Here is a 24,704-nt window from a genome sequence, read left to right on the forward strand (position 1 = left end):
AGTGATATTGGGTTCGGAATTTTGTAAAAAAAAACGAATGGTAAGACGTAGCCTTTTAAAAAAATTTGGCTTAATGACTGGAGGTTTGATATTGAGTCAAGACCTTTTGGCAAGTCCTAAAACTTCATCTATACGAATTGCACATATTACAGACACACACATTCAGCCACATATTGGTGCAGCAAAAGGATTCGAAAAATGTCTACATCACATTCAAAATTCTAGCAAAAAAATTGATTTTATTATAAATGGCGGCGATGCAATAATGGGAAGCCATAGTGCCTCCGAAAACAGCATTGACAAACAATGGGAGCTTTATAAAAATGTATTAAAAAGCGAAAATAACTTGAAAGTTTATAATTGTTTGGGAAATCATGATATCCATAACAAAAAGTCTGATTTACGAAGTTTTGAAGACGCTAAAATTGAAGCCCAAGAACATCTTTTTTTACCTAAACCTTATTATACTTTTGATGCCGGCAATTGGAAAGTTTTGGTTTTAGATAGTGTCCAAGGAAAAATCAGTGGAAAAGGTTACCATGGCAAAATTGACGAGCAGCAATTTGAGTGGCTCAAAAATGAATTGAAAAATACTGATAATTCGACACCAATATTAATAGTTTCTCATATTCCTATCTTATCAGCTTGTGTTTTTTTAGACGGTAAAAACTTCAAAAATGGTGAATGGAGAGTGCCAGAAACATGGATGCATAGCGATACCGAAGAACTTGTAGAATTATTCGCAAAATACCCGAATGTTAAACTTGCAATCAGTGGTCATATACACTTAAGTGACAGAATAATGTATAATCATGTTACGTATTGTTGCAATGGTGCGGTAGCTGGTAACTGGTGGAGAGGAAGCTACAAACAAACCAACCCTGGATACGCTGTTATTGATTTGTACAATGATGGCACTTTCGAAAACCAATATTTAGCTTATTCATAATGATTTGTAATACTATCTTGTTAATTTTATTTCTATCAAATTAAAAATAATCAAATTCTTCAAAATTCAATATGAAAAAAATAATCCTATTCCTATTTATTTCATTCACCTCATTTGCTCAGAAAACTGAGAATGTTTTCATCATCACTTCAGACGGTTTACGTTGGCAGGATATGTTTAGCGGGGCCGATTCTGCTTTGATTTTTGACAAAACCTATACCAAGGATTCGGCTGCCATGGTTAAAAAATTCTGGAAAAAAACTGCCGCAGAGCGAAGAGAGACTTTGTTTCCTTTTATGTGGAATAAAATAAAAAATGAAGGCCAAATCTACGGAAATAGGTGGTTGGGTAATTTTATGGACGTTGAAAACATTTATAGGTTTTCGTATCCTGGTTATAACGAGATTTTGACTGGTTATGCGGATATCAAAATCAATTCAAATGATAAAAAAGACAATGAAAATGTAACGGTTTTAGAGTTTTTAAATAATAAACCAAAATACAAAGGAAAAGTGGCGGCTTTTTCTACTTGGGATTGTTTCCCCTATATCATCAACGAAAAAAGGAGTGGAATACCAGTAAATTCTGGTGATGAAAAAGTAATTGTAAATCCAAGTCCAAAAGAAGTTTTGTTAAATGAAATAATGGAAATGTCACCACCGGCACATGCAGAAAGAGCAGATTTTGTGACTTATTTTTTTGCCAAAGAATATGTAGAAAAAAACAAGCCTAAGGTTTTATTTCTTTCTTTTGACGACACCGACGGTTGGGCTCATGCCGGAAATTATAAAGAATATTTAGAATCGGCTCATTCGTTTGATAAATACCTTCAGGACCTTTGGGATTATTGCCAATCGCAACCAAAATATAAAGACAAAACAACTTTTATCATTACGACAGATCACGGTAGAGGTGATATCATCAAATCGGAATGGACCAGCCATGGGCAGCGAATCAGAGATGCTGCACAGATTTGGATGGCGGTAATCGGGCCTGATACGCCTGCAATGGGTGAGGTTAAAACAAAACAAAATTTATTTCAAAATCAAATTGCTAAAACTGCCGCTGCATTTTTAGGAGAAAACTTTGAGAATGGTAAAGAGATAGGAAAGGCTATTTCTTCAACAAAAAAATAAGATTTTTAACCCTATATATCAAACTTAAAGAATACAATAAAGGCCAGAGATTTTGTCTCTGGTTTTTTTATAAAATAGCTTTTTCATCGAAAACTTAATGTTAAAAAATCATTAAGCGAAATCGTCAATTGTTATGAAATTGTCAACTTCTATTTCCATAACATTTAGTTAATAATCAAAGAAGACTTTTGCGGTGTGAAAATTTAAAATTAACCAAAGAAAATCTTCAATGAAAAGAAAACTACTTCAATTATTCAACAAGACTTTGCTCATTATCAGCTTGTTGAGTTTTACTGCTTCTCTTTCTTTTGCACAGATGCCTGTTAGCGGCACAGTGAAAGATGTTAAAAACGAGCCTATCCCAGGCGTGAGTGTATTAGTGAAAGGTACCGGCGTAGGTACTGTTACAGATCAGAATGGTGATTTCAAAATCACGGCAAGTTCAAAAGAATCAATTTTGGTTTTTTCTTCTATTGGTTTTACTTCAAAGGAAATCAAGGTTGGAAACCAAAGCTCGATTTCAGTAGAATTACTTGAAGATGCAAAAGCATTGAGCGAAGTGGTAGTAACAGCCTTAGGTATCAAAAAAGACGCAAGAAGAATCGGTGTTGCTATCCAGTCGGTGGATGGTTCTTCGGTTATTAAAGCCCGTGAGCCAAACGCTGTAAGTGCATTAGTGGGTAAAGTTGCTGGTCTTACTATTGGTATGCAACCAGAACTTTTAAGAAAGCCAAACATCATGTTGAGAGGAAACTCTGACGTGCTTTTTGTAATTGATGGTGTACCTGTAAACTCTGACACTTGGAATGTTAACCCTGACGATATCGAAACATATTCAGTATTGAAAGGAGCATCAGCATCGGCTTTGTATGGTTTTAGAGGTAAAAATGGTGCGATTTTGATCACAACCAAAAAAGGTTCTAAAGACAAAAGAGGATTTTCGGTGGACTTCAACTCATCGACAATGGCTGATAAAGGTTTTTATGCAATTCCTAAAGTTCAGGATGTTTTTGGACCTGGCGACCATGGTCAATATTCGTTTGTAGATGGTAAAGGCGGCGGTCTTAACGACGGCGATTATGATGCAGGCTGGGGACCAAAATTTGATGGACAGTTAATAGCTCAATACGACTCCCCTATTGACCCTGTTACTGGTAAAAGAATCCCGACACCTTATGTTGCAAGAGGAAAAGACAATTTATCAAGATTTTTAGAAACTGGTATTTTGTCAACAAACAATCTCTCAGTTTCTTCATCTGGAGAAAAACACAACCTACGTTTTTCAACTTCGCAAATATTCCAAAAAGGAATTGTACCAAATACCAAATTGAATATAACCAATTTCAACATAGGTGCTGATTATCAGTTCACTAAAAGATTGAAATTTGAATCAAGTTTACAATACAATAAGCAGTATACGCCAAATATTCCAGACGTAAACTACGGCCCAAACTCTATCATTTATAACATGACTACTTGGGGTGGAGCTGACTGGGACGTTGACGATATGAAAAACTACTGGCAAGAAGGAAAAGAGGGTATCCAACAGATATATGCTGAATACCAAAGATACAACAACCCGTACTTTATGAGTTATGAGTGGTTGAGAGGTCATCATAAAACGGATATCGTTGGACAGGCTTCTATGACTTATAAGTTTACTGATTATTTAGATGTAATGTTCCGTTCTCAAATCACTACTTGGAATTTGCTTCGTACAGAAAAAATGCCTTACAGTGCGGGTGCCTATGGACGTGACGAGCGTAGAGGTGACTACTCAGAAGACAGAAGAAACTTGTTTGAAAACAATACGGATATATTGGTAAGATTTGACAAAGACATCGTAAAAGATATCAATGCTAAAGTGTGGGTTGGAGGAAATATCAGAACATTCGATTATAATTCTTCTTTCGGCAAAACTGATTATTTGAATGTACCTGGATTATACAATTTCGCCAATTCTGCTAATCCAGTTAAATTGTACAATTTCAACTCTGATATGAGAGTAAACTCGGCCTATTATTCAGCTGACTTCTCTTATAAAAATGCCTTGACTTTGTCAACGACTGGTCGTGTGGATAAACTTTCTACTTTACCGGCAGGAAACAATACCTTTTTCTATCCATCAGTTTCCTTGGCTACTTCATTGACAGATTATGTAAAATTGCCTGAGTTTGTTTCATTTTGGAAACTAAGAGCTTCGTACGCCAATGTGAAAGATGGTTTGACACAGTCTTCTATTGGTGCTACGCCTAACGCTAGCTATCCTTTGGGTTATGGTGATCAATATTCGTCGCCGTACAATGGTCCAACTTACCAAAACTCAGCATCATATTCTACGCCGTTTGCCTACAATAACCAAACTGCGGCTTATTATTCTAATACACTTACAAATCCAAACATTCAACCATCTACTACTGCACAGAAAGAGATCGGTTTGGATTTTAGAGTATTGCAAAACAGAATTGGTTTAGATGTAACCTATTTCGTATCTGACGAAGGTCCGAAAATTTTTAACTTGCCAATTTCAAGTACAACTGGGTATACTTCAGCACTTGTAAATGGTATCAAAACTCAGAAAAAAGGATGGGAAATATCTTTGACGGGCTCTCCAATTAAGAATCCAAATGGTCTTACATGGGATATTTTGGCTAACTATTCTACTTTCCAAGAGAAACTTACCGAGATTTATCCTGGTGTTGAAAGCTTGAATACTTTCTTAAAAGTTGGTGATAGAGTAGATAAATATTATGGAAGAGCTTTTGTAAGAACGCCAGAAGGACAAATCATCAATGACGCTTCTGGTCGCCCTATATATGCTCCAGTAGCTCAGCATCTTGGCAATATGAACCCTGATTTTGTGTTCGGAATAAACAACAAATTTGGTTATAAAAACGTAAGCTTTAGCTTCCAGTTTGACGGTAGAATTGGTGGAGTATTATCCAATTATATTCAAAAACAGACTTTCAGAGGTGGTCGTCACATAGACTTGGCTACTGGCGAAATGTTAACTGCTCATGAGCAAGATGTAATAGGTGTGAAATCGTGGGTAGGCGAAGGTGTGCAAGTTGCAAATAATGTTGCCTTGGCTTTCGATGCTGATGGAAAAGTTACCAATTATGCAGAGTTAAGCTATGCTCCAAATACAACCAAACAATATCTTCAAGACTGGGTAAGTAGATATTACAACTCGGACGAAGGTAATTTAATGAGTCGTTCATTTGGGATGCTTAGAGAAGTGATTTTGGGCTATACAATCCCTTCTAAATTTACTGGCAAAGTTTTTCACGATGTTTCAATTTCATTTGTAGGTCGTAACCTTTTCTATTTTGCTGAGAAAAAAGATATCGATTTGAATCAATACTTGGATGGTGGTAGTTCGGGCTTACAGACACCTTCTACTAGAAGATATGGTGTAAATTTCGCCTTGAAATTCTAAGGTTATCATTTTTAAATTTTATCAAAAAAAGACATGTTAAAGAATAAATTAAATATAGGATTGTTCGCGTTGCTAATGCTTGTTGGCATGAGTTGTGACAAAACGTTTGAAGAGTTAGAAGTAAACCCAAATAACCCTACAGCGGTACCCGCTTCATTGGTGGTGCAAGGAATAGAAGCTGATATGTATAACAATACAGGCCGTGCCTTTAGTGCAGAGATGCGTTGGAATCAGTTTTATCTTTCTAATTACAACTACTATGCTACAAACGAATATACTTGGACAGAAACTCCTAATCATTTCTTGACACTTAAAAATGTCGTAAAAATGGAAGAAGAAGCTTTAAAAGCAGGAGCAGAAACTGTAAATCCTTACTCAGCTGTGGGTAAGTTTTTCAGAGCTTTCTTTTACGATCAAATGACCAAACGTGTGGGTGATTTGCCTTCGTCTGAAGCATTGCAAGGTATCGATAATTTGACGCCTAAATATGATACCCAAAAGGAAGTTTATGTACAAATATTGAAGTGGTTAGAAGAATCAAATGCTGATTTAACGTCTTTGATTACCAAAGGAAATCAGACTTTGGCTGGAGATTTTTATTATGGTGGAGACTTAAGAAAATGGCAAAAAGCTGTTAACGCTTTTCAATTGAGAATTTTGATAAGCTTAAGCAAAAAAGAAGGAGATGCTGACTTAAATATCAAGTCTAAATTTGCTGCTATTGTAGCTAATCCTGCTAAATATCCTTTGTTTTCTGCTACTTCTGAAAGTCTTCAATTTGTATCAAACCAATACAATAAATATCCTTCTAATCCTGACAACTTTGGTTTTGATGCTACCCGTCAGAACATGTCTAAATCTTACATTGAAAGATTAGTAGAAAGTAAAGACCCACGTGTAATGATTACATGTGAGCCGGTTGGAGCTTTATTGAAAGCTGGTAAATTACCTTCAGATTTTACTTCTTTTGTAGGTGCAGAAGCAGGAGAAGATTTGGCCGATATGTCAGCAAAAGCTGGTAGTAACAATGGATCAGATTTTGCTCCGGGTCAATATTCGTTTCAAAACAGAAAACGGTATTATTCAAACTATGTAGGCGAAAGCACGTTTTTGGTTGGATATCCTGAGCAGTGTTTCAATATCGCCGAAGGATTTAACAGAGGTTGGGCTAGTGGAAATGCTGAGCAGTTTTACTTGAACGGAATCAAAGCTTCACAAGAGTTTTATGGAATAAAAGACGGTGCAAATACCATGTATTATTCACAAACGGGAAGTAGAGATGCGGCAGATCAAAAGACATATTCTATTGATTTTAATTTCAACGATTTTGCTGCCCAAGCCAATGTAAAATACGAAGCAGGCAATGCCGGTTTGGAGAAAATTCTTACCCAAAAATACTTAGCGTTTTTTATGAACTCTGGCATGGAGGCATATTTCAACTGGAGACGTACTGGCTTCCCAACTTTTTATAAAGGCGTAGGAACTGGTAACTCAGGAAGAATAGCCATGCGTTGGATTTATCCTTTGTCAGAAAGGACAACAAATACAGAAAACTACAAAGCAGCGATTGCAAGTCAATATGGTGGAAAAGATGACATCAATGATTTGATTTGGATGCTAAAATAAGACATTCGTCATAGAATAATTAGGTTAAAAAGATTGATTGTAGAAAACGGAGTTATGCTCCGTTTTTCTTATTTATATTATATTAATGTTGTCCGAAAAAAATAAGTAAAAATGGTTCCTTATAACAGCCAGCACTGTCTGAACGCAATCAAAATTCTCTTACAAAAAAATTTCTTTTATTAACTTTAAATTCAGAGAATTTTGAGTGCGTGAGTTTGCTGGGTGCTGTTTTTTTTGCTTCGTTTTTTTTCGAAAAAAAATGAAGGCCCAGGTGGCAGCCGACACAAAGTATTTAGGGAGGTATATTTCTCAAAATGTTAATAATACCTTTTGAATAATCAATTAAACTATATTTTTTGCTATAATATTTTTAAATCGGACCATTATATTTTTAATTCATAAATATGGAAACAAAAGAAACGATAATTGAAGAAATAGAAGCTCTTTTTACAGACAATGGAGAAGAAGAATATTTTGGCGAAAAAGTAAGTCAATATGAGCATGCAGTACAAGCCATGCAATTTGCAATAGATGAAAATCAAGATATTGAAATGCAGATTGCAGGATTTTTACACGATATAGGGCACATGCTCCAAAGTACCAAGGCGGAAGAAATGGACATATATGGCCGTTTAGATCATGAAGAAGCTGCGGCTAATTGGTTAGCAGAAAGAGGATTCTCATTGAAAATACAGGTTGTGATAGAAAACCATGTAGCAGCTAAAAAGTATTTATGTTTCAGAAATCCCGAATATTTTGAGAAACTATCTGATGCGAGTAAAAAAACTTTGGAATTCCAAGGAGGAATTATGGTAGAAGAAGAGGCTTTAGCATTCGAAACCAGTCCATACTTTGAAGAAAGCATCATGCTAAGAAGATGGGACGACCAAGCCAAAATACAAGATTACAAACCAATGGATTTGGAATATGCTTTATCAATTATTCGTAAATATTTAAATTCATGAATAAATAGAAATGTTAGATTAAAACTTTCATTTTTATCTGCTATATTTAAAAACTTAGGCAATTTAGAAAAATTACTATTTCATTAAAAACGACCTTTTCCAAAATGAAAAAAATACTCCTATTCTTTATCCTGAGCAGTTCTGCGATTGCTCAAGTTCAATATGAAATAACTGCTCCTGCCGGCAATTTGCCTGCAAAAATCAATAAATCTGGTACCAGTATATTACCAAACGGAAGATTGATAACGCCATTAGGCAAACAATACATGACCGCTCCTCACCCATTCGGACTTATTCTGAGTGACGACGGTGATATGGCCATAACCTCAAATTCGGGAATCAACCCTTTCTCTATCAATATCATAAAAGGCTTGAATGGCACGAATCCCACCGTTAAACAAATCCCTGAAGGAGCAAGGACCGACAATGGCATTTTGGAAGCTTGTTTTATGGGATTGGCAGTAAACAAAGCCAAAACAATCGTTTATGTGGCTGGTGGGGTTACCAATCAAATTCACCTTTTCAATCCAAACACGGGTAAAAAACTCGGCGTAATAGCCTGTGGAACTAAGAATTCTAAAGTAGACTATTCACATGGATATTTGGGTGACATGATTTTGTCCAAAGACGAAAAATTGCTTTTTGTGGCGGATCAACTCAATTTTAGAATTGGAATAATAGATGTAGCTACAAAAAAACTCATTGGAAATATTCCTACTGGTCGATATCCTTTTGGCCTGACGCTTACGCCAGATCAAAAACATTTGGTAGTGGCCAATGTTGGGGTTTTTGAATACAGTCCGTTTACAGATGTAGACCCGAAAGATTTAAAAAACACCGCTCACAAATGGATAGCGAGCACTTATGGCTCCAAAGAAATGAAAGAAGGAAAACCAGAAGAAGGAATAAACCCTTTAGGTGACCCAAACGTGGACCAAGCTTTTTCAGTTTGGGTTTATAATATTAGCAAATACACACAGAAGCTAAATATTGACCCTTTGAAAGATATCAAAAAAATCAAAACTGGTTTTTTAGTAGGTGAAAAAATTGAGGACTTCGAAGCTGTAGGTGGAAGTAGTCCCAACTCAGTAATTGCCACAAACGATAAAGTTTTTGTATCTAATGGGAACAATGACTGCGTATCTGTTATCGATATTAAAACTGGGAATTTGATAAAAAACCTCATGCTAAATCCTGAACCAAGATTAGGGAATTTACGAGGTTTGATTCCGTTCGGTATTACGCTTTCTCCTGACCAATCTCGACTATATGTGGCATTGGCTGGAATAAATGCCGTTGCTGTAGTCGATGCCAAAACTTTGGATATCAAAGGATACATTCCTACTGCGTGGTTTCCAAGCAAACTAAAAGTTAGCCCAAATGGCAAGACTTTGATAGTAGCCAATGCCAAAGGATTTGGTAGTGGGCCAAACGGCGGTAGCACTTTTAAAATCGGAGCGGAAGGCAGCTATATCGGCAGTTTGATGAAAGGCGTTGTTTCGGTTTTTGATATTCCTTCTGATGCCGAACTTAAAGTTTTGACGCAAAAGATTTTGGATAATAATTATAAATTCACGCCAATAGCTGAATATAAAAATCAAGCCGAAAAAGTAATTCCTAGCAAGCCTTTGGAAGGTTCAGAAAACATCAAACATATCGTATTTATATCTAAAGAGAACCGTACATATGACGAAGTTTTTGGTCAACTAAAATCAGGGAATGGGGAATCAGAAATGGCGAGATTTGGGATGAACAGAACAGTGAGAAACAGAGCTGGCGATAGTACTGTATTACATGCCGATGTGATGCCTAACCACTATGCTTTGGCGAATAGATTTGCCATTGCTGATAATTTTTTCTGTGATTCCGATGTTTCCGCTGATGGCCATAGATGGTTGGTAAATACCTATCCGAACGAATGGGTAGAAACCAATACCGCGGCTTCTTATGGTGGTAGACGCGGCATGAAAGACTCCTCAAATGCACCTGGCAATTGGTCTATTTATGGCTCGGCAGGTAGTATATATCCTGAAGATTACAACGAAGGCGGTTCACTTTGGGACCACATGGATAGAAACAAAAAAGACTTGTTCAACTTCGGATTCGGTGTCGAAATGGCCGGAGCTTTTTCTGACAGCACCATGAAATATACAGGAGAATTGTACACCATAAACTATCCAATTTCTGCTCCACTTTACAACCAATCTTCTCGTACTTTCCCAACTTACAACATGGCTATTCCTGACCAGTTTAGAGCAGATGAATTCATAAGGGAGTTTAAAGAAAGATGGGGAAATGGCGGCTTGCCTTCTTTGATAACTTTGCAATTGCCAAATGATCACGGCTCAAAAGAAAGACCAAATGCTGGCTGGCCGTTTCAGGAAAGTTATATGGCAGATAATGATTTGGCTTTGGGTAGAACTATAGAGTTTTTGTCAAAAACACCCTACTGGAAAAACATGATGATAGTGGTAACAGAAGACGACCCACAAGGCGGTGTTGACCACGTTGATGCACATAGGAGTCTATTGATGGTGATGTCGCCATATACCAAGAAGAATTACGTTGGCAATCAACACTATAGCTTCGGCAGCATTTTCAAAACTTTCTGGAAAGTCTTTGGGATTCCTTATCTCAACCAATACGATGTAAGTGCTACAGATTTGAGCGATTTGTTTACCAACGAGCCAGATTTTTCTCCGTATAATGCCCTAGCACCAGATATCAGAGTTTTTAATCCGCAAAAAGCTTTAGATCCATTTGATGAAAAATTTGACTGGAAAGCTTTTAATGAATCTGAAGAACTGGATAGAACAGAAACCATGCAAAAGCGTCGAGCTGAAGACGATAAGCACGAAAAAAACTAAAATACCTTAAATACAAAAAGCCCAATCCGACGGATTGGGCTTTTTGCTTTATTTTCACAAAATCAATTTGTTGTTTTAGTTTCTGTGGCTTTAGCCGTAGCAGGTTTAGTTACAGCAGCTTTAGCAGCAACTGGCTTTTTAGCTGGAGTGGTTTTAGGTGCCGCAGGCTTAGCTGTAACAGTTTTGTTAACTACCGGCTTTGCAACAGTCGCTTTTGGAGCCACAGCTTTAGGTGTAGTAGTTTTAGGAGTAGCAACTTTGGTAATAACTGGCTTAACCGCAACAGGTTTAACCTCTACCGCTACTGCTTTTACCTCTTTTTTACCTTTTGCCTTTTTACCTTTTGCCTTATCCTCTTTACCCTTACTATCTTTCGCTTTTTTTGCTTCCTTTTTAGCTAGAGCTGCTGCTTCTTTTTTAGCTTTTTTCTCCATTTTCTTAGCTAACTTTTCAGCTTTTTTTGCAGCTTTTTTTCTATCTTCTACAACCTGATCAGCAATTTTCTGAGCTACACTTTTTACAGTCTTATCTATCTTTTTACTTTTGTCTTCTTTGACTATCGACGCCAATGCCTCAATCAACTTGGTTTTGAGAGCTAATTTTTCTCCTTTCATTCTTTTAAAATATTTATGATACTTAATGAAAAGGCAATATTATAAAAAACTATTGTTAAGTCAATATTAAGTTTTTAAGCGGAGATGTACTTTTCTTTTTTATTCAAGAAAAAATGTGCATAAGTTTTTATGAAAAAAATCTCATGTATTTTTAAAAATTAAAGCCAATGCAGTGATTAAAAAAGCGATCCCAATAAACCGATTAATCACTTTTATACTTTTGATATTAAGCCTCGAAGAAAACTTAGCAGCTAGTTTTATTTTGAATAGATCCATAGAAAAAGTTGTAAGGATAATAAATATCAGTAATATTAGTTTTCGTTCAGGATTGCCAATATACTGACTTGAAAAAGCAGATATAATTCCGAACCAAAATATCAATACTCCAGGGTTTAGTCCATTTATCAAAATTCCCTTGGTAATATTTTTAAGTTTTTGATTTGAAGATTTATAATTTGTATTTTGCTCTTCCACTACCACTTTTTTAAGCAGAAGGTATATCCCATAAGCTAAAAGAAAAATGATTTTAAAACTTTGGGAATATTTTTCATAATACTCATTTTTTAGAATGATATCTGTGAATATTGATGCTAAAACAATATACAATAAATCACTGATTGCCACGCCCAAAGCTAGGTATTTAGCAACAGAAAACCCATTCTGAATAGACGCATTGACGATAGAAATAAAAACAGGGCCAATTAGAAAAGCCGAACCCAAGCCTATTAAAATTCCATTTGCTAACGTTTCAAACATTCACCAATCCAATAAACTGTTTCCAATCTTGCACTTGCCCATTTTTTAATACCCTCGGGAACTTTATCTGACCTCCCATTTTACCTTTTGAGGCCAGCCAAGCATAAAAAATGGCTTCTGGCAATACCTCAACACTTATTTTTTTGATGGCATGCAGCCTTTCTGTTTTATAATCGTCATTTAGGGTTTTAAGGGCAGCGTCAAGTTTTTTGGCAAAGATTTTTTTATCAATTTTATCGTTTGAGCCTATATACCATTCGTGTGCAAAAAGGGAATCCTGCGAAACACCCAAAACAGTAAATTCTTTTACGCAAACGTTCATTTCGGCTACTACAATATTAATCGCTGTGTTCATGTTTTCGACAGAAAGATGCTCCCCACAAAGGCTCAAAAAATGCTTGGTTCTACCTGTGATTTTTATTTCGCATTTTTTTGCATGCGTAAATTTAATCGTGTCACCCAAAAGATATCTCCACGCTCCTGCACAAGTAGAAATGAGCATCGCGTAGTCAATATTTTCTTTTACTTCATCAATAATATAGGTCTGTGCATTTTCTTTCAGATTACCGTCTTCATCGAAATTCTGACTATTGAAGGGAACAAATTCATAAAATACGCCTCCATTAAGCACCAATTTCATACTATCGGAGTTTTGGTTTTCTTGGTAAGCGAAAAAACCTTCTGATGCCAAATAGGTTTCTATGTATTTTATGGGTTTTCCAAGCAGTTTTTCGAAGCTTTTTTTGTAAGGTTCAAAAGCTACTCCTCCATGACAAAACCCAGCTAAATTTGGCCAAATATCATGGATGTTTTTAAGCTCATAATGTGCAATGATTTTTTCCATCATTATCTGTATCCATGCTGGCACACCTGCAATGTATCCAATATCCCACTTGTGAGCTTCTTTTACTATTCTATCTAGTTTTACGCTCCAATCTTGCTCTTTGGCTATTTTATTGCCTGGTTTGTAGTGAGACTTCATCCAAAACGGCAAATTGGATGTAGTGATACCGCTCAGGTCCCCTTCCAAATGTTTTTTTGATTTTACTAGCTGGGTACTTCCACCTAGCATCAAAATACTCTTTTCAAAATCAGAAGCTTTGAAGTCGAAATTCTTCAAGTCCAATATTTGCTTTACCCCTGTTTTTTTTATAGCTTTTAACTGGTCTTTTGTTACAGGTATATATTTACTTGGAGCACCAGAAGTCCCAGAACTCAATGCATAATATTTTACTTTTCCGGGCCAAGTTATATCTCTTTGGTCGTCATGAGTAAGACTCCACCAATCGGCATACATTTTGTTGTAATCAAAGCAAGGCACTTCGTTTTTAAAGGCCAAATAAAACTCCTTGGTATTTCTCGGTTTTTGAAATACTCTTCGATGTTTTAAGATTTGCTCAAATCTATAATATTTGCCAAATCGTGATTCTTTGGCTTTATTCATCAGTTTTTTAAGCTCTTTGAGTTGTTGTTGTAATGGTGTTTTTTTTGAGGGAGTTTTTTTTATTTTTATGCCTTTCAGAATAATTTCGCCTAACAAAGCCATAGGTTTTTCATTAAAATAGTAATAGAGCGTTTTCTTTTAAGAGATATTAAGTTTTAAGAAACTCAAGATTGAGAAACTAATATTTAGCTTGAAGTTTAACTTAAAGACTTTCTTTTTTCTTTTTGATTTGCATTGCTCTAGGTGGTCGATTATTGTAAATTGGCTATAATTACACCAATCCTCAAATTGGTTCGATTTGTTTTGGTAGGTTTCTGTAAAATCTAAAAACTCATCCAATTGAAACTCTTTAGCTTTTAGTCCTGCTCCATATAGGTAGAAATCGTGGGCATTGCAGCTTTGCTCAAAATGATTAGGTACGGGCACCATAAAAACTGGCTTACCAAAATAAACCGCTTCGCACACCGACTCAAATCCAGCACTCGTTAGGAGTCCTTTGGCATTGGCCATCATAGCGATGAATTTTTGAGCATTCAGTTCGTGTATATGGAAATTCGGCTGATCGATTTCTATATCTGTTTTACAAAAACAATGCACTTCTACTTCTGGGTTTTGTTTTTGCCATTTTGTTAAAGACGGAAGAAGGCAGTGATTGGTCAAATATGCCAAATAATATTCCCCCTTTTGCGGAATTATATCTCTTACATTAAACCTTAACAAAGGAGCTATTCCGCGAATTCTGCCTTCTGACGAAATTGGGTTTAAACTCAAAGCCAATTGTCTTTTTGCCCCAATAGCTGTAATTCTTGAATTCATATTTACCAAAAATCTATCTAAAAAAGAAGACTCGGGATATTTGAAAGAAGAATGTAATAATAGATATTGATGACCAATACAAACCATTGGAATTGTAGAAAAGGGATTGTTAAGCTTGAAAAGTCCGCCAAGAATATCATAAAAATTAACAATTACATCTGGCTCCAGTTTATTAATATTGGATTTTAAAAGTTTAAGACTTTTAAAAAAAGCCTTGAAATTAATCAAGTTTTCTTTCAAAGTATTCTGAATGCTAAGCCCGTTGCCGTCATTTCTATACACCAAAGACGGGCAATCGAAATACGTCAAAGTTTGGTTGAAGTCGGCTTCTATAAAACTTGGTTTTTCACCTGAAATGCTTTTTCCTACAAATACTCCGCAGACAGTATGCTTATTGTTTTCTAGGATTTTCTTTAAACTAATAGCTTGCGTTAAGTGCCCACGACCTTCGCCTTGAATTATAAACAATACTTTCATAAATTTAAACAGCTTGTTTTAGTATTTCTGGTACTATTTCATTTAGGGTAAAATCGGTGGATTTTTCGCTTACGTAGTAATAGACCAAATCCCAGTTCCCTTCGAAATCCTCCACTAGGGCAGTCATACTCTCTACCCAGTCGCCTGAGTTGAGATATTTTATACCGTCTATTTCTTTTATGGCGGGTTGGTGAATATGACCACAAATAATTCCCTGACAATCTTTTGATTTAGCAAGCTCAGCCAATTGAATCTCGAAATCTGAGATATAATTAACAGCCAACTTTATTGATTTTTTTACCCGCATGGATACCGAGTAATAGGGTAAGCCTTTTGATTTTCGGTATTGGTTGTATTTCTTGTTGATATACAATAAAAAAGTATACCCTAAATCGCCAATATGGGCCAACCATTTGGCTTTTTTTGTTACCAAATCAAACACATCGCCATGTGTAACGTAAAATTTTTTGTTGCCAGTTTGCAAGATCATGTCCTTGACTATCTTGAAATTTGGTCCTATAGCAAAGGGAACTATTTGGTCAAGAAAATCATCGTGATTACCTCTGATGTAAGTGACCACGGTATTGTGTTTTTCTATTTTTTTTAGAAGAAGTCTAATAAAAGCCGTATGCTTCTTTTTCCAAGAGCCATATTTTTGAAGCTGCCAGCCGTCTATTATATCACCGTTTAAGATGAGGCGTTCACAAAAATATTCGTTCAGAAACTTCGTCACTTCTCTAGCTTTTGAGCCACTAGTACCCAAATGGACGTCGGAGATGACAATGGTTTTGTAATGCTTATTTGCTATCATGCTAACAAATTTCCAAAATCATTGTAAACTGAAAGTTAAGGCAGTGTTAGGAAATTGAGAATTTTTCTTAAAAAGGTTATTAGGTATATTTTGAGTGAGAAATATTAAGAGAAATTAATTCCAAGGCATAAAAAAAGCCCCCAAATTGGAGGCTTTCTGTGATCCCGCCAAGAATCGAACCGGCAGGCGTCCCTGTTGGATCTATTGTTTAGAAAACAAATGCAATAAAAAAAGCCTCCTGAAGGAGGCTTTTGTGATCCCGCCAAGAATCGAACTTGGATCTATTGTTTAGGAAACAACTATTCTATCCGTTGAACTACGGGACCATTTTATTTTTATCTACTTTTTTCTATCCAATTTCTTTCGAACTTGGATCTATTGTTTAGGAAACACTCGGGGCCGACCGTCGGTTCTATCCGTTGAACTACGGGACCGTTTTATTTTTATCTACTTTTTTCTATCCAATTTCTTTCGAACTTCGATCTATTGTTTAGGAAACACTCGGGGCCGACCGTCGGTTCTATCCATTGAACTACGGGACCGTTTTATTTTTATCTGCTTTTTTCTATCCAATTTCTTTCGAACTTGGATCTATTGTTTAGGAAACACTCGGGGCCGACCGTCGGTTCTATCCGTTGAACTACGGGACCATTTTATTTTTATCTGCTTTTTTCTATCCAATTTCTTTCGAACTTCGATCTATTGTTTAGGAAACACTCGGGGCCGACCGTCGGTTCTATCCGTTGAACTACGGGACCCTCAGGTGGTATTCCTATTTTCGGAGTGCAAATTTCGGGAAATTTGAATTATAAAAAAAGGTTTGCGAGAAATATTAAATGTCTAAAAACAAAGAACCCCAACAAGGTTGGGGTCTTTGCGGCATTTACCAATATGAATCAAGTTTTGAAAACTTAAATTCAAGATTTTCTTTATCTTCTTCAAATGCCAGAAAAAGAGTATTTTAATGTTATTAATATTCAGTATTTTGAGGATCAAAGTTAGTCCAAGTTGCCGTCCAATCTGTTGTATTGAAAGCACCTACGTAGGTATTTGCTTCGAATCCACTTGGAAGCGTAACTCCAGAATTCAACAATATTGAAGCTGAAATAGGCAATAAACTTGGCTTTCCACTGATGCTATTATATCCTGAAGGCAATCCTAAAGTTGAAATTTCAACACCAAACTGATTTTTTCTTGATGCATCTTTCAATTTTGCTTCGTCACCAGCTACAATACCTTTTGTCATTCCAGCCAATATCAAACCTTTATATTCACTTTTGCCGTCTACAAAATTCTTTTGAGTCGCAGCATCTCCTAACTCCAATCCACCTTTTGGATATGCTCCAGCCACTAATGAGTTATAGATAGAAAGAGCTGAGTTTCTTCGGATTCTGTATCCAGAACGGAATTTTGCATCTGGTGTACCTTCTCCCATTATAATAGTGATGTTTGCAAATGTTGCAGAAGTTTGCGGAGAGGCATCTGATCCTGAACCATCGTTATCAGATTCAAAACCGTTTGAGTCAGAGCAAGAACATTGGTCAGCAACCTTAGGGTCTCTTAAAGCCAATCCATATTGTACTCTACCAGCATATCCCCAGTCAGTATCAAAGTCGTCATCTAGTCCTTTGTAAGCAATTAAGTGTTTTGCATTTACTGTACCTCCAAACCACTCATAGCTATCATCACCACTGAATGAAATTTGCACATAATCGATAATTGTTCCGCTACCTACCCCTCCAAATGTCAAACCGTTGATTTCTTTGTCAGTTTCAAAAGCGATTCCTCCAAACTCAATTCTAACATATTTTAATATACCTGAATTGTCAGCGGCATCAGATCCACCAAAAGTAGAAATATTTTCACCTTCGATAGTTGCTGGATTTTTGTTTACAGGTGCTTTTCCTAACAATACTACGCCACCCCAGTCACCATAGTTACGAGATCCTTTTGGTTGATTTGAAGTAAAAACGATTGGTTTTTCAACTGTACCTTCTGCTATAATTTTACCTCCTGGCTTAACTATCAAAGTCGCTTTTGTAGCTTTATCTCCTTTAATAACTGTACCAGGTTCTATAGTCAAAGTAGCACCTGCTTCCACATACACAAAACCCTCTAAAATGTTTTTGTCAATAGCCTTCAACGTTATATTTGAAGTTATACTTCCTTTAATCGTTTTGTCTGTACCAGTAGGTGTTGGGTCAGTGTTGTCTTCTGTTGTTGTTCTGTCGCAAGAAGCAACAGCCAATCCTAAGCCTAATGATAATAGTAATAAGAATCTGCGTTTCATAATTTTCTTTGGTTTTGAAAAAAATAATTATAATTTAAAATTTAATCCTAAATAAATATTCGAACCTCTTTTATATGTTTGGTAAACGCCATCTTCTGCTGTTATTTTATTGTCACGGTTGGTGTCTTGTATCAATCTAAATGCTTGGTTAAATATATCTTGTGCTCCAGCTTTCAAATCTACTCTACCGAAAGATTTTGAGACGTTTAAGTCTACAATCTGACGAGGCATTTCAAAAACATTTGAGCTCAAAATATTATCACCAATTACAAAAATTCTCTTTCCGATTACATTGTATAGTACGTTAGCTTGGAATCCTTTTTCTGGTAAGTTATAGAACAATCCAGCATTCACAAGAAATGGTGATTGGCCTTGTAAATATCTACTGTAATCAGATAAGCCACTTACTTTTACGTTAGAATTGATCAACGAAGCATTAAATACGCCCATCCAGTGTTTATTGATGTTTTTTCTAACTTCTAACTCCACCCCAGCTGATTGTGCTGACTCTGAGTTTTCAACTGTAAATGAGATGTTACTTCCATTGTAGAAAATTGCTGCCTCTATTGGGTTTTTGAACTTTTTATAGAATACTCCAAAAGTTATCAATTCACTTTCTGAAGGGTAGAATTCATATCTCAAATCAAGGTTTTGGATTTGAGCAACTTTGATATTCTGATTTCCTCTTCTTGACACATCAAATGCAAAGTCATAATAGGTAAACGGAGCCAACTCTCTAAATTCTGGTCTGTTTACAGTACTTCCATATCCAAATCTTAAGATGTTTTTAACATTAAACTTGTACATCGCATTTACCGAAGGAAGTGGACTGAATATTGGGTTGTTAACATCTATTGCTGCACCACCACCACGTTGACGGCTTTGTAGCATTTGTTGGTTATATTCTCCTCTGAATCCAAAGGTCGCATTAAACTTCTCGTTGATAGGTAAATAGAAACTTGCAAATCCAGCTTGCAAGAAATTCTGTGCAGTGTATGAATCGTCAAAGTTTGTACCTTCTGCGTAATAAACTTTTGATGCACTTAGATTATCATTTGTAAAGAAATTATTTGGATCTAACGATAAGAACTCTGTTGTAAGTCGATTTGGATTTACAATTCCAAACCATCTAGCTTTGAAATAACGGTCTTTATACTCAGTATAAGTACCCACCTTCAACACTTTATTTAGCGTTTCATCGTCATTTTTTGTACCAATTATTTTGTCATAATTCAAAGAACCAGTAAGTACAAATTCATCCATGCTAGAGAAAAATCTTGCTGCTTGAGTAAGCGTAGGAGATTCGAATTGTTGCAAGTCCATTTTGTAATCTCCAGTAGTACCAATTTCTCTAGAAGATGTAAATCTTCTGTAATCAGGCTCTTTTCTTATAGTATAACCCAAACCAGCTATCCACCTCAATTTTGATGATGCAGTAAGTTCGTGCGTTCCGTTCAATTGAGAAGAGAATATACTTTTTTGCTCATATCTCATAGACTGATTAAATGTCTCTAGGTTGTTTTCATACAAATTTCCATTTCTTGTAACAGTCTCTTTTGAAGCCAATTGATTGAACAAATTACGAAATTCGATTTTGTTTTTAGGATTCAATATCAACGCCCAGTTGCTCATTGCTCCTAATCTTACATTGTTTGCATAAGATTGGTCATTGAAGTCGTTTTGTACCTCGCCATTGTAGAAATATCTATATTGTTTTACAAACTGATTGGTGTTTGTGTTAGAGTAGTTTACATAACTTATGTTTGTAAGCTCTTTTCTACCAAAGAAAAACCTTCTGCTAAAGTTAATATTTGCTCTGATGTCAGGATTGATTGACTTGCTCGTAACATCATAGTAAGAATTCAAATCTCTAAATTGCTGAATCACGTTATCGTTTGAAGCAAAGTTTATAACTTTTCTAGTTGAAGCGAAATTGTCAGGCAATTGTCTGTCTGCCCCTCCAAATCCTAAAACATCTAAAGGACTACCTTTTGAATAAAAAGTTTTTTGTCCTGTAGCGTTTCCTCTATAACCTACCGTCACTCCAAATGATAGATTGTTGCCATCTGGAACGGTCTTCGTGAAAATCTTGATTGCTCCACCAGCTATATCTCCTGGTAGTTCGGCAGATGGAGATTTGTAAACCATCATTCTGTCTATTGCAGAGCTAGGAATCAAGTCAAATGAGAAAGATTTTACGTCAACCTCAGTAGAAGGAGTGATAATATCATTTAATAAAACCGTGTTATATCTTTCGTTTAATCCTCTGATTACTATAAATCTATCGTCGAAAATAGAAACACCTGGCACACGTCTTACTACTTGCGAAGCATCTCTGTCTTGTGTTTTGGTAATTTGTTGAGATGATACCCCAACGGCAATGTTTTGTATTTGTCTAATTTCAGATATTACCGAAACCTCTGTTCCTGTCATTCTCTGTGCTTTTATTACTACACCTTCCAACATTTTACTGTCGTCTTCAAGTGTAATATTGATAATTGAAGTTTTGTCTGACTCAATTCTTACATTCTCTATAGTTTGAGTTGCAAAACCAATACTTGTAATCGTAATCTTGTAGCTTCCAGCAGGTAATTTAGAAAAAATAAAATTTCCTTCTATATCAGTCATCGCAGCAAATGTGGTGTTCTCTACTTTAACTGTTGCTCCGATAGCACCTTCATTTGAAGTTTTTTCTTTAACGTTACCTTTTAAAATTCCTGACTGAGCGAAGGTAAACGTAGAAATTAGGAGAAATAATACTAAAAACTTAAACTTGTTCATTAAATTGGTAATTTGACTTGTAATTATTGGTATATTTTTTTCACAGTGCAAAACTACTTCGCCAATGTTAAGTTAATGTTAAGTCAATGTTATGCTTAGGTTACTATTTGAAAATTTTAAACAATTATTCATTCTAATGTATTGAAAACAAGATATTTATATTTCATTGAATTGAATTCTTTGGAACAATCAGTGGAAGCTTGATTTATTGATGTTTCTCAAAAAAATGTTTGTTTTTAATATTTTAATTATCAAAATTTAAATAATTTGACAATTAATAGTATTTTTCAATCCTCAAATAAACCAACCATTAATAAACCCTATAATATGGAGCATAGACTTCTATTCTTTATTTTGCTTTTGGCAACTTCATCCACTTTCGCTCAAAAACACTTTCAAAGTATTTATGGTCAAGTTTTAGACAAACAAACTAAAACTGCTTTGCCTGGTGCTACCATAATTGTTGAAAATTCAAATCCCAAACTGGTGGTATCTTCAGACCAAGACGGAAATTTTGTAATCAATCAAGTACCCATTGGTAGGCAGATTTTAACAGTTAGTTATTTAGGCTATTTACCTTTAAAAACTGAAGCGATAATTTTAACTTCAGCAAAAAGTTCGATTGTAAAAATAGAATTGATTTCAGGAGCAATTGACGCTAAAGAGCTTGTAGTCAGTGCTAACAAAAATGCTTTCGAACCTCTAAATGAGTTATCTGTTGTGAGTACACGTTCGTTTACTTCAGAAGAAACCGAGCGTATGCCTGCTGGCGTAAATGACCCTGGGCGAGTGGCATTATCATATCCTGGTGTGCAGCGTGGGCCAGATGATACCGAAAACCAGATAGTGGTGAGAGGCAATTCACCTATCGGAATTCTTTGGAGATTGGAAGGAATAGACATGCCAAATCCCAACCATTTTGCTGTTGTTGGTTCGTCTGGCGGAGGCGTTTCGGTTTTTTCAGCTCAGCTTTTGGCCAAGTCTGATTTTTCAACTGGCGGCTTTGCAGCCGAATATGGCAATGCACTTTCGGGAGCATTTGATGTGCAGTTTAGACATGGAGATATGCAAAAGAAAGAATATCGAGCTAAAGTGGGCATTTTAGGTCTTGATTTTGCAACCGAAGGGCCAATCAAACAAGGCTCCTCTTCTTATTTGGTCAACTATCGGTATTCAACTTTGGGTTTATTGGGCAAAATGGGTTTTTATTTGGTAGGCGAACGCGTCACCAATGATTTCCAAGATTTGTCTTTTAACCTGGTTTTCAAAAAGAAAAAATCAGTTTCTACCATTTTTGGTATTGGTGGCTTAAGCGAGGAGCATTATCTGCCTGTTGCGAATGGCCCAGACAGAAACCCGACAAGAGTAAACGAATGGGAAGACCGCGTAAAGCCATCTAACATGGGAGCAGTGGGCTATACCTACACCTATTTACCTGATAGTAAGACCAATATTAAAGTTTCGGTGGCCTTGGTTGGAAGCGACCAAATCAGAAATTCTGACACCTTAGATATACAGAATGTAAGGTTTAGATATAATACAGAACGATATCTCGACAAAAGACTTGTGGCTTCGATTGCCTATTCTAAAAGGTTGACAGATAAGTTTTGGGTGAAAACTGGCGTAATAGCCAACCAGATTTTCTATGACTTTTTTAAAGAAACAAAAGCCCGACTCAACCAACAAGACATCAACCAAAGATCAACCAATGTATCTGTAAAAGGCGATGGAAACAGCCAAATGCTGCAGCAATATATTCAGACTACCTATAAACTTACACCAAAGTTTTCGCTCAACACAGGTATGCATTTTTTAGAATTTTTACCGAATAAAACCAGCTCAATAGAACCGAGAGTTTCTATGCAATATGCACCAAGTTCTGCCAGCAAAGTGAGTTTTGCCTATGGAAGACATGGTAGGATTTTACCAATGATGACCTATTTCTTTGCAGATTCATTGGGAAACAATATCAACTTAAATTTAAAGCCCATCAAGTCTGACCATTTTATTGCGGCATTTCATCATTATACCCAAAACCGTATGCGACTAAGCTTGGAGGCCTATTATCAGAATATTTTCAATGTGCCCATCAGTGCCGATATAACTTCTAATTATTGGTTGCTAAACTATAGTTCCGATTTTCCAGAGTTCCAAGTGAAAAGCAAAGGCTTAGGCCGAAACAAAGGCATAGATTTGGCTTTAGAAAAGCAGTTTTCTAATTCTTATTTCTTCTTGGCTACCTTTTCCTTGTTAGACTCCAAGTTTAAGGCCAACGACGGACTTTGGCACAATAGCCGATTCAACACAAGGTTCTCTTCGAGCTATACTTTTGGAAAAGAGTTTCCTTTCAAAAACGGCAATATTTTGCAGATTGGTGGCAGGTATTTGTTCAGCGGAGGGTTTAGATACACACCATTTGATCCCGTGCTTTCAAAAGAAAAAGGATATTATGTAGCAGACCAAACCAAAGAAAACGATGGGCAGGTGCAGCCTTTCAAAAGGCTAGATACACGAATTGCGTATAGATTTAACGGTGAAAAAACTTCCGGAAACATCAGTTTGGATTTTCAGAATGCCACCAATAGACTCAACCCAACCAGCGTAGCCTACGATTCCGCCACAAACACCACCTATACCCAATACCGAGGAAGTGGCTTTATACCCGTTTTGACTTTTCAGTTTGATTTTTGATAGAGGGGGATGGCTAGAGAAATTGATCGAGATATTTCTTTTACGTTAAAGGTGGTACTTGTTTTAAGGAAACAATTTGAAAAAGAGCATAAAATGTTTTTTTATTTGAAAATAAAATTCATCGTTTTTTTAGTATAAAAAGATGCTGGTTTTTGATCCATATTTCAAATCAATTTTATCAATATTCCAAATATTAGAACTATTACAAAGATCAATATAACCATTACTATATAGGTTAAAACTGTAAGAAAAATTCTTTTAACAGGTTTAGTTGAATCAAAAAATTGATAATAGGTCAAAAACGTTAAAAATATACCTAAATATACTTTGAAAGTGTCAATTGAATCATTTAAATCATTGTCTTTAATAAAGTAAACAATTGGTAGCATTAGCAAGAAAATTGCAGTTTTTTGGCCTGCTATAAACGTATTAAGAATTAGATGTTGAAAATAATTATATTTAGTTTTAAAAAAAGATAAATAGGAAGCCAATGAAATAATGGGAATTAGAAGTAAAGTTGTATATGCATAATGTTGCTGCATCCAATGTAATACATCAACAATTAAATCTTCTTTTCCTTTTAAAACAGTATTTGAACCATTGTTATATCCAAGAATCATTTGATCAATATCAGTCGTCTTATCCGAAAATTTTGATAATAGTGCGTATATAGTAGATAATAATAATATATACGCAAATGGCTTAAAATGCTTAACTCTTTTCCCAAAAATATATTCTCTAATTGAATTTCCAGGTCTTTTAAATAATTCTTTAGTAGTGAAAAGAATGCCTTTGTCAATATGCAAAATACTATGTTGTATTTCGTGTAGTATTTCATGAAAATTTATATCATGAGTGTTAGCTGTTTGTCCACAATTATTGCAGAAATTACCTTCAAAACTATAATCACAATTCTTACAAGTTGTTGTAATATTATTTAAGCCTTTCTTTGTTGTCAATTTTGCCAAGTTTATATTATCAGATTTTTAATTTATTAATATCTTTTATTTGAAAAACAAAAATAGAGAAAGTGAAAGAAAAT

At 35.6% G+C, this 24,704-nt stretch carries 15 protein-coding genes and 1 tRNA gene; 7 read left to right on the plus strand and 9 right to left on the minus strand.

Going from position 1 to position 24,704, the window contains the following annotated elements; translation table 11 throughout:
- Nucleotides 1-37: 37 nt before the first annotated feature.
- The 6 genes from EGI22_RS21795 to EGI22_RS21820 all read left to right on the plus strand — a co-directional run bounded on the left by EGI22_RS21795 (nucleotide 38) and on the right by EGI22_RS21820 (nucleotide 10,982).
- The gene (locus EGI22_RS21795) at nucleotides 38-949 is read left to right on the plus strand and encodes a metallophosphoesterase (RefSeq protein ID WP_255070652.1); all 912 of its coding nucleotides are present in this window, start codon (nucleotides 38-40) and stop codon (nucleotides 947-949) included.
- A 71-nt stretch (nucleotides 950-1,020) separates the two neighbouring features.
- Nucleotides 1,021-2,085, plus strand: coding sequence for an alkaline phosphatase family protein (locus EGI22_RS21800; RefSeq protein WP_255070653.1), 1,065 nt, complete (start codon nucleotides 1,021-1,023; stop codon nucleotides 2,083-2,085).
- Between the two features lie 229 nt (nucleotides 2,086-2,314).
- Complete coding sequence (locus tag EGI22_RS21805; RefSeq protein ID WP_255070654.1) at nucleotides 2,315-5,524, plus strand: SusC/RagA family TonB-linked outer membrane protein; 3,210 nt, start codon at nucleotides 2,315-2,317, stop codon at nucleotides 5,522-5,524.
- A 33-nt stretch (nucleotides 5,525-5,557) separates the two neighbouring features.
- Nucleotides 5,558-7,150 (plus strand): SusD/RagB family nutrient-binding outer membrane lipoprotein, encoded by a 1,593-nt coding sequence (locus tag EGI22_RS21810; RefSeq protein ID WP_255070655.1) that lies wholly within the window; start codon nucleotides 5,558-5,560, stop codon nucleotides 7,148-7,150.
- Nucleotides 7,151-7,554: 404 nt separating this feature from the next.
- The gene (locus EGI22_RS21815; protein ID WP_255070657.1) at nucleotides 7,555-8,115 is read left to right on the plus strand and encodes an HD domain-containing protein; all 561 of its coding nucleotides are present in this window, start codon (nucleotides 7,555-7,557) and stop codon (nucleotides 8,113-8,115) included.
- Nucleotides 8,116-8,219: 104 nt separating this feature from the next.
- Nucleotides 8,220-10,982: an alkaline phosphatase family protein gene (locus tag EGI22_RS21820; RefSeq protein ID WP_255070659.1), complete on the plus strand. Its 2,763-nt coding sequence runs from the start codon at nucleotides 8,220-8,222 to the stop codon at nucleotides 10,980-10,982.
- Between the two features lie 62 nt (nucleotides 10,983-11,044).
- On the opposite strand, the gene EGI22_RS21825 is transcribed toward EGI22_RS21820, so the two are convergent.
- The 8 genes from EGI22_RS21825 to EGI22_RS21860 form a co-directional block, all read right to left on the minus strand.
- Nucleotides 11,045-11,596 (minus strand): hypothetical protein, encoded by a 552-nt coding sequence (locus EGI22_RS21825; protein WP_255070661.1) that lies wholly within the window; start codon nucleotides 11,594-11,596, stop codon nucleotides 11,045-11,047.
- 141 nt (nucleotides 11,597-11,737) lie between these two features.
- Nucleotides 11,738-12,352, minus strand: a complete 615-nt coding sequence (locus EGI22_RS21830; RefSeq protein ID WP_255070663.1) for a LysE family translocator — start codon at nucleotides 12,350-12,352, stop codon at nucleotides 11,738-11,740.
- Complete coding sequence (locus EGI22_RS21835; protein ID WP_255070664.1) at nucleotides 12,345-13,898, minus strand: GH3 auxin-responsive promoter family protein; 1,554 nt, start codon at nucleotides 13,896-13,898, stop codon at nucleotides 12,345-12,347. The genes EGI22_RS21830 and EGI22_RS21835 overlap by 8 nt, the downstream gene beginning before the upstream one ends.
- Nucleotides 13,899-13,934: 36 nt before the next feature.
- Complete coding sequence (locus tag EGI22_RS21840) at nucleotides 13,935-15,089, minus strand: glycosyltransferase family protein (protein ID WP_255070665.1); 1,155 nt, start codon at nucleotides 15,087-15,089, stop codon at nucleotides 13,935-13,937.
- A 4-nt stretch (nucleotides 15,090-15,093) separates the two neighbouring features.
- Complete coding sequence (locus tag EGI22_RS21845; RefSeq protein ID WP_255070667.1) at nucleotides 15,094-15,900, minus strand: UDP-2,3-diacylglucosamine diphosphatase; 807 nt, start codon at nucleotides 15,898-15,900, stop codon at nucleotides 15,094-15,096.
- A 254-nt stretch (nucleotides 15,901-16,154) separates the two neighbouring features.
- A tRNA-Arg gene (locus EGI22_RS21850) sits at nucleotides 16,155-16,226 on the minus strand.
- 644 nt (nucleotides 16,227-16,870) lie between these two features.
- Nucleotides 16,871-18,190 (minus strand): T9SS C-terminal target domain-containing protein, encoded by a 1,320-nt coding sequence (locus tag EGI22_RS21855; protein ID WP_255070668.1) that lies wholly within the window; start codon nucleotides 18,188-18,190, stop codon nucleotides 16,871-16,873.
- Between the two features lie 27 nt (nucleotides 18,191-18,217).
- Nucleotides 18,218-20,971, minus strand: coding sequence for a TonB-dependent receptor (locus EGI22_RS21860; protein ID WP_255070669.1), 2,754 nt, complete (start codon nucleotides 20,969-20,971; stop codon nucleotides 18,218-18,220).
- Nucleotides 20,972-21,298: 327 nt separating this feature from the next.
- Between EGI22_RS21860 and EGI22_RS21865 the strand changes: the two genes are divergently transcribed.
- The gene (locus tag EGI22_RS21865) at nucleotides 21,299-23,662 is read left to right on the plus strand and encodes a TonB-dependent receptor (RefSeq protein WP_255070671.1); all 2,364 of its coding nucleotides are present in this window, start codon (nucleotides 21,299-21,301) and stop codon (nucleotides 23,660-23,662) included.
- Between the two features lie 164 nt (nucleotides 23,663-23,826).
- On the opposite strand, the gene EGI22_RS21870 is transcribed toward EGI22_RS21865, so the two are convergent.
- A complete protein-coding gene (locus EGI22_RS21870) occupies nucleotides 23,827-24,630 on the minus strand; it encodes a DUF3667 domain-containing protein (protein ID WP_255070672.1) in 804 nt (267 codons plus the stop codon).
- Nucleotides 24,631-24,704: the final 74 nt, after the last annotated feature.

The organism is Lacihabitans sp. LS3-19, assembly GCF_024343575.1.
Taxonomy (GTDB): Bacteria; Bacteroidota; Bacteroidia; order Cytophagales; family Spirosomataceae; genus Leadbetterella.

What these genes read in the sequence shown, in the direction of transcription:
- EGI22_RS21810 (WP_255070655.1), top strand. Translation starts at nt 5,558, where the DNA reads ATGTTAAAGAATAAATTAAATATAGGATTGTTCGCGTTGCTAATGCTT.
- EGI22_RS21855 (WP_255070668.1), bottom strand. Translation starts at nt 18,190, where the DNA reads ATGAAACGCAGATTCTTATTACTATTATCATTAGGCTTAGGATTGGCT.
- EGI22_RS21835 (WP_255070664.1), bottom strand. Translation starts at nt 13,898, where the DNA reads ATGGCTTTGTTAGGCGAAATTATTCTGAAAGGCATAAAAATAAAAAAA.
- EGI22_RS21825 (WP_255070661.1), bottom strand. Translation starts at nt 11,596, where the DNA reads ATGAAAGGAGAAAAATTAGCTCTCAAAACCAAGTTGATTGAGGCATTG.
- EGI22_RS21860 (WP_255070669.1), bottom strand. Translation starts at nt 20,971, where the DNA reads ATGAACAAGTTTAAGTTTTTAGTATTATTTCTCCTAATTTCTACGTTT.
- EGI22_RS21865 (WP_255070671.1), top strand. Translation starts at nt 21,299, where the DNA reads ATGGAGCATAGACTTCTATTCTTTATTTTGCTTTTGGCAACTTCATCC.
- EGI22_RS21805 (WP_255070654.1), top strand. Translation starts at nt 2,315, where the DNA reads ATGAAAAGAAAACTACTTCAATTATTCAACAAGACTTTGCTCATTATC.
- EGI22_RS21840 (WP_255070665.1), bottom strand. Translation starts at nt 15,089, where the DNA reads ATGAAAGTATTGTTTATAATTCAAGGCGAAGGTCGTGGGCACTTAACG.
- EGI22_RS21815 (WP_255070657.1), top strand. Translation starts at nt 7,555, where the DNA reads ATGGAAACAAAAGAAACGATAATTGAAGAAATAGAAGCTCTTTTTACA.
- EGI22_RS21800 (WP_255070653.1), top strand. Translation starts at nt 1,021, where the DNA reads ATGAAAAAAATAATCCTATTCCTATTTATTTCATTCACCTCATTTGCT.
- EGI22_RS21820 (WP_255070659.1), top strand. Translation starts at nt 8,220, where the DNA reads ATGAAAAAAATACTCCTATTCTTTATCCTGAGCAGTTCTGCGATTGCT.
- EGI22_RS21795 (WP_255070652.1), top strand. Translation starts at nt 38, where the DNA reads ATGGTAAGACGTAGCCTTTTAAAAAAATTTGGCTTAATGACTGGAGGT.
- EGI22_RS21845 (WP_255070667.1), bottom strand. Translation starts at nt 15,900, where the DNA reads ATGATAGCAAATAAGCATTACAAAACCATTGTCATCTCCGACGTCCAT.
- EGI22_RS21830 (WP_255070663.1), bottom strand. Translation starts at nt 12,352, where the DNA reads ATGTTTGAAACGTTAGCAAATGGAATTTTAATAGGCTTGGGTTCGGCT.